We start from the raw sequence: 6,149 nt of genomic DNA, 5'->3' as shown, positions 1-6,149 counted from the left end.
CAACCACTGAGGAGCCTACAGATCCAGTAGCTCCCCCAACCACTGAGGAGCCTACAGATCCAGTAGCTCCCCCAACCACTGAGGAGCCTACAGATCCAGTAGCTCCCCCAACCCCCGAAGACCCTACAGAGCCCGTTACTCCCCCAACCCTCGAGGAGCCTACAGATCCAGTAGTTCCCCCAACCACTGAAGACCCTACAGAACCCGTTACTCCTCCAACTACCGAGGACCCTACAGACTCAGTAGTTCCCCCAACCCCCGAGGAGCCTACAGAGCCTGTGGTTCCCGCAGAGCCAGAAAAACCAGTTGTAGAGGAAAAAGTGCCGCAAGTCGTAATCACGAATTTGGTAGAAAACACTGATGCCAAATCAGCGACACTCAGCTATAAATTGACGGACGAAACAACTAGCTTCCGTAAAGCAGTGGCATTATTGTATGATGACACAGGTAAGTTAGTTCAAGAAAAAGATATACCTCTTGCAGATTCAAATGGTCAACTGACACTTGAAAATCTAGATTTCTATACGGCTTATACTGTCAAAACAAAGATTTTTTACACAATGGAAGGGCAGGAACAAAGTTCTGAACAGGAAGCTATTCTCGAAAGTATGCGTCAATTTGATTTGATCTACAAGAAGATTGAAATCAAGGATGTTGATGCGGTAACAATTTATCGTCGAAAAGATGGAAAGTATATCAGCGCAGCTTTTTTAGAAGAAATTCCATCAGATTTGACAGAGTTATTTGTCAAAGTTAGTTCAGAACGTTTTAAAGATGTCTATATCCCAGTTACAGAAGTGACTGATAGTGTAAAAGACGGGCAAGCAGTCTATAAAGTGACAACCTCTTTTGAACAGTTGGTCGAAGATAATGGTTCTCAATATATTCAAAATAAGATATTTTATATTCCAAAAATTGTAAAAGAATCAGATGTCTATTTTACTTTCTCGGACTTGGTTAATGCAATTAACAATAATCCGTCTGGTACTTTCAAACTCGGTGCTGATTTGTATGCTGATGAATTGTCAATTGGTGATGTTCGCGCCTACATTACGGAACCATTTAAAGGTAGCTTGACTGGTGAACATAACGGCTCAAAATTTGCTATTTATAATCAAAAAGTACCATTGTTCCAGAAAGTGGAAGGGGCAACTATTACCTCCCTAGATTTAAAAAATGTCAATATTGCTTCAGCAATACATACAGACTTAGGTGCGTTGGTTAATGAAGCACAACAATCAACCCTAACAGATATTGCTGTTGAAGGAAATATTAGAGGTCAACGAAACTATGGTGGCATTGTCTATAAATTGGACGGTCAATCTCATTTAACAAATGCAAGATTTAAAGGAAAGATTGATTCTTACGGGACTGGCGAATCGTATGTAGGTGGTATTGCGGGTTTAAGTACAGGTTCATACATTGATAAAGTGATAGCAGATGTAGCAATTGCCATTAAGGGAGAAAATAATCAAGCAGCAGGCGGAATTGTTGGTCGTCTAACTGGAGGGAACGGTGAAAGAGGCATAAATCTTCAGAATGCTTATGCGACAGGAACAATTACTAACAATGGTGAAACGAATCAATTGGGTAGTATTGTTGGAACAAACCAAAAGGGTTGGGTTGATGGTCGCATCCATAATGTCATTGGAAATGTAAAAGGTAGTCTAGCGGTTGTTGGCTCCCTACATGATGGAAATGTTGCATTGCAAAATGCTTATAGCACACAGGACGATACAGTTGCTAGTAAAATTTCTGAAAGCGATGCTATACTGAAAGCGCAGGATCTAGGAGTAACTGCTACTGTTACGGATTCAAATCAACGAACTATTAATAGCTATTCTGTTGATTATCTGAAAGTAGCTAAAGCTCAAGCTGATTCTGTTATAGCTTATGAAAATATGGAGAAAATCTTACCATTCTATAATAAGGAACTTCTTGTTTATTATGGAAATAAGATTCCGCTATCTGATAAGTTGAACAAAGTAAAACTTGTAGATGTGGTTCCTATGAAAGATGGAGCAATAGTAGCAGACATCCTAGCAGATAAAGCAAGTATCAATAAGATTATGCTATACTTTGAAGATGGGACTGTTGACTATAAGTCAGTTACGTATAGTGATGACTTTAAGAATAATCACATTATTGAATATACTATTTCTGATATGTCTATTCCATACACACCAGAAAATTTTGTAAATCAAAATGAGGATATGGTGAACCGCCTTGTAGCTCTCTTACATCCGATAGCATATGAGTCCGAATCCTTGCAGAAACAGTTAAATCCTCCAGCAACTCCTGCTTATCAAACGACAAATGACATAAATGATATGTACTTTAAGTCTAGTTTTATGCATATCAAAGAAAATCTAGCTAGTTACCTTCGCAAAGTATTGACGTCGTCTATGAATGGTCAAGGACAGAATGTTGAAAATTATTTCGAAGCGAGAATAGCAGATAACAAAGAGGCTTTCCTATTAGGGTTATCTTACCTCGATAGATGGTATGATATAAACTACGACCAATTGAATACAAAAGATTTGACCTTGTTTAATTTGGATTTCTTTGGTAATCACTCGGCTTCAACATTGGATGCTATTATCGCAATTGGTAGCGCAGGCTATGAAGTACTCAGACCGAAGAACAACGTAGCCACATACTCTACTTATTTATCAGGCATGACTGGCAAATCGACTGTGTTTGATTTTGTCGAAGCCTATCGAAAAGTATTTTTACCAGATAAAACAGATAATCAATGGTTTAAAGATAATACAAAAGCATATATTGTTGAAATAAAATCTCAAGTAGCAGAAGCTTTGGAAAAACAAAATAATGCTGAAAAGCATAGCAAGTATGCAGTTGAAGTGTATGACAAGATTACCAATCCTTCTTGGAGATATCGTCAAATGTTACTGCCATTACTTACTATGCCAGAGGAAGATATTTATATTCTTTCCAATATGAATACGATTTCATTTGGTGCGTTTAGTCGTTATAGAGATGTTACAAATAACCCAAGTCAACGTGAAGAAGTTCGCAATTTGGTTGACCAAGCTGCGATTTGGCAACGAGATCACACAGATTTTTGGTATAAAACATTGAATGCAGAGAATAAGGATAAGATGTTTGCTTCTTATATGAACACAGATGGTTTTGGTCTGTTTGATGAAAGTGGGAAACAAGCGTGGCAGGATTTGTCAAGTAATCTTTCTGCAATCCAAAATTTCTTTGGTCCAGTTCATAAATGGTTCGGTAGCAATGGTACCGCAGCTTATGCAGATGGAAGTGAGACGTATTTTGTAGCTTATCTTCTATTAGATAGGGTTGGAACATCTACTTATACTCACGAGATGGTGCATAATCTAGACTCTAATACATTATTCTATGGCAACGGGCGACGTTCAGGTCAAGGAGCTGAGTTATTTGCACAAGGGTTATTGCAAAGTCTAAGTAGTACAGAAGATAATACTATTGGATTGAATACATTTTATACTGACTTGGATAAGAAAGATTCGTTAATCCGTGTACATCCATATAAGCCTGTTGAGCGATTTACAAATCAAGAAGATTTGAATACCTATGCTCACAATATGTTTGACGCAATTTATCTTCTTGATTATCTGGAAGGTAGTGCTGTATTGCAACAAAGTAATGAAGTGAAGAAAGCATGGTTCAGAAAGATTGAAAATTATTATGATGGGGTTCATGCAGGTAACCAGATTCGTCCATTAACCGATGAAGAAGTTGCACAGTTAACAACCTTCAATGCTCTGATTGATCAAAGTATTATAAACCGGAGACAGTATTATGACAATGCAAAATTATCAAGAAATGGCTACTACAATACCTTCTTGTTATCTCCTATTTATTCTGCGTTGGATAATCCAACAGGAGCGCCAGGTGATTTGATGTTTAGACGGATGGCTTATGAACTTCTAGCTGCTAAAGGTTATGATGAAGGATTCATTCCTTATGTAAGTAATCAGCTAAAATCAGAAGCATCAAACGGTATTGTAACGGATACGGTTGTTCTAAATCATATCTTTAATAATAAATACGCAACTTGGACCGAGTTCAAAAAAGATATGTATAAGGAACGGATTGATCAATTAGTAAAATTAAAACCATTTACAATTGTATATGAGTTAGATAAACCAAATTCAACTCAAACGGTTACTATCAATTCTTACCAAGATTTAGAAAATCTGATGAAGGCGGCGGTAGAAGAGGATATGAAGCGACTTAGCCATGCAACATCAAATGAAGCTACTAGCTGGGTTCATAGTTTGAAACGTAAGGTGTATAGTGCCCTTCTTCGTTCTACAGATGAGTTTAGAACTTCAATCTTTAATCCATAAAGTATTGTATTCTCATTGCGTGACCAGTTGATTTTATCGTACTCTAGAGCTATTTACAGATAGTTGTAACGCTTTGGTTGGAGAAATTACTGGTACAGTAAATAATTTAGAAAAGATTGTATGATAAGGTGTATCTGTTTAGAAGTGTGCTGCATTGTAACTTCTCAACAGGATAGGATTAGTATGCTCATTTTCTGTTAAGGATAAAAGACTATCTTATAACAAAGGAATAGAATACCTTGTTAGTGACTAGGTTCAAACCTAATGTTATTGAGTTAGCTGCCCTATAATATTTTGCAACCTTTTGTCAATTCTAGTGGGTAGATGAAAGGTTAATACCTAGAAAGGACCAGTTTAGGAGGATCCTACTGAAAAAGTCATCGTTTGATGACTTTTTTTGGCTCTTTGTCAACTGTAGTGGGTAGACGAAAAGCTAACACCTAGAGAGGACGAACTTCGTTCTCTCTTTTTCAACATTCAAAGCGATGTAAATCTTAGTTTTAAAGTTCTTAAAGTTCCTAAACCCGAAACCCTGTCTCTTGATGTCCTTGATGAGTTTATTGATCCTCTCTTTTTTAATGTTGAAGGTGCTTTGTATATTTATACGATTTTGTGAGAATATGGTACAATAGAAACAGTAAAAAATGAAGTAGGAATAAAATGAAATTACCACGTTTTGGCGTTGAGGAATGGCTGAATGTCCATGAAAATAGTGCGATTTATGATATAGCTGGGGTGTCCATTTCCTCACTGACCTTGGAAGAATTGTTTGCCTTGTCGGGCACCAATCCTGAGGATTTTTATGAGAAATTGCAGGGCACCAAGCTCAACTATGGCTGGATAGAAGGTTCGCCAGCATTTAAAAAATCGGTTAGTCAACTCTATACAGGCATCAAGCCAGAACAAATTCTCCAGACCAATGGGGCAACAGGAGCCAACTTGTTAGTTCTTTATAGTTTGATTGAACCAGAAGACCATGTCATTTCCCTTTATCCGACCTACCAACAACTCTACGATATTCCAAAGTCCTTGGGAGCAGAAGTGGATTTGTGGCAGATTGAGGAGGAAAATGGCTGGTTGCCAGACTTGGAAAAACTGCGTCAGCTCATTCGTCCTAACACTAAGATGATTTGCATCAACAATGCCAATAATCCAACAGGTGCTGTCATGGATAGGACCTATTTGGAAGAATTGGTGGAAATTGCTGGTGAAGTTGGGGCTTACATTCTATCGGATGAAGTCTATCGTTCCTTTTCTGAGCTGGATGTGCCATCCATTATAGAAGTCTATGACAAGGGGATTGCTGTCAATAGCTTATCAAAGACCTACTCCTTGCCTGGTATTCGAGTGGGCTGGGTGGCTGCCAATCTTGAAGTGACGGACATACTGAGAGATTATCGGGATTACACCATGATTTGTGCAGGTGTTTTTGATGATCTGGTGGCTCAATTAGCTCTGGCTTCTCGCCAAGAGATTTTGAAGAGAAATCAGCACATTTTAGAAGAAAATCTAGCTATTCTGGACCAATGGATTGAGAATGAACCCCTTGTTTCCTATATTCGTCCAGCGGTTGTTTCGACCAGCTTTGTCAAGATTGCAGTGGATATGCCCATGGAAGCTTTTTGCTTGCAGCTTCTGCAGGAATACGGTGTTCTCTTAGTTCCTGGTAATCGATTTGAACGTGACGGCTATGTCCGTCTAGGTTTTGCCTGTGAACAAGAAACTTTAATTAAAGGATTAGAAAAACTATCCCAATTTTTAAGAAGATTTGATAAAGAAAACTAGCTCAGG

At 38.1% G+C, this 6,149-nt stretch carries 2 protein-coding genes and 1 pseudogene; 2 read left to right on the top strand and 1 reads right to left on the bottom strand.

Going from position 1 to position 6,149, the window contains the following annotated elements; genetic code table 11:
* Window positions 1–4,358: ZmpA/ZmpB/ZmpC family metallo-endopeptidase (locus P7J36_RS08745; RefSeq protein WP_408562444.1), on the top strand; the 4,358-nt coding region annotated here is incomplete at its 5' end.
* A 433-nt stretch (window positions 4,359–4,791) separates the two neighbouring features.
* Here P7J36_RS08745 and P7J36_RS08740 read toward each other — a convergent pair.
* A pseudogene (locus P7J36_RS08740) lies at window positions 4,792–4,941 on the bottom strand (transposase); the annotation flags it as partial.
* Window positions 4,942–5,018: 77 nt separating this feature from the next.
* Between P7J36_RS08740 and P7J36_RS08735 the strand changes: the two are divergent.
* Window positions 5,019–6,143, top strand: a complete 1,125-nt coding sequence (locus P7J36_RS08735; RefSeq protein ID WP_408551885.1) for an aminotransferase — start codon at window positions 5,019–5,021, stop codon at window positions 6,141–6,143.
* Window positions 6,144–6,149 lie beyond the last annotated feature (6 nt).

It is taken from the genome of Streptococcus suis (genome assembly GCF_046032115.1).
Taxonomy (GTDB): Bacteria; Bacillota; Bacilli; order Lactobacillales; family Streptococcaceae; genus Streptococcus; species Streptococcus suis_AJ.
The sequence above is the reverse complement of the archived record's forward strand: the minus strand, read 5'-3'. Positions and strand labels throughout refer to the sequence as shown.

What these genes read in the sequence shown, in the direction of transcription:
- P7J36_RS08735 (WP_408551885.1), top strand. Translation starts at nt 5,019, where the DNA reads ATGAAATTACCACGTTTTGGCGTTGAGGAATGGCTGAATGTCCATGAA.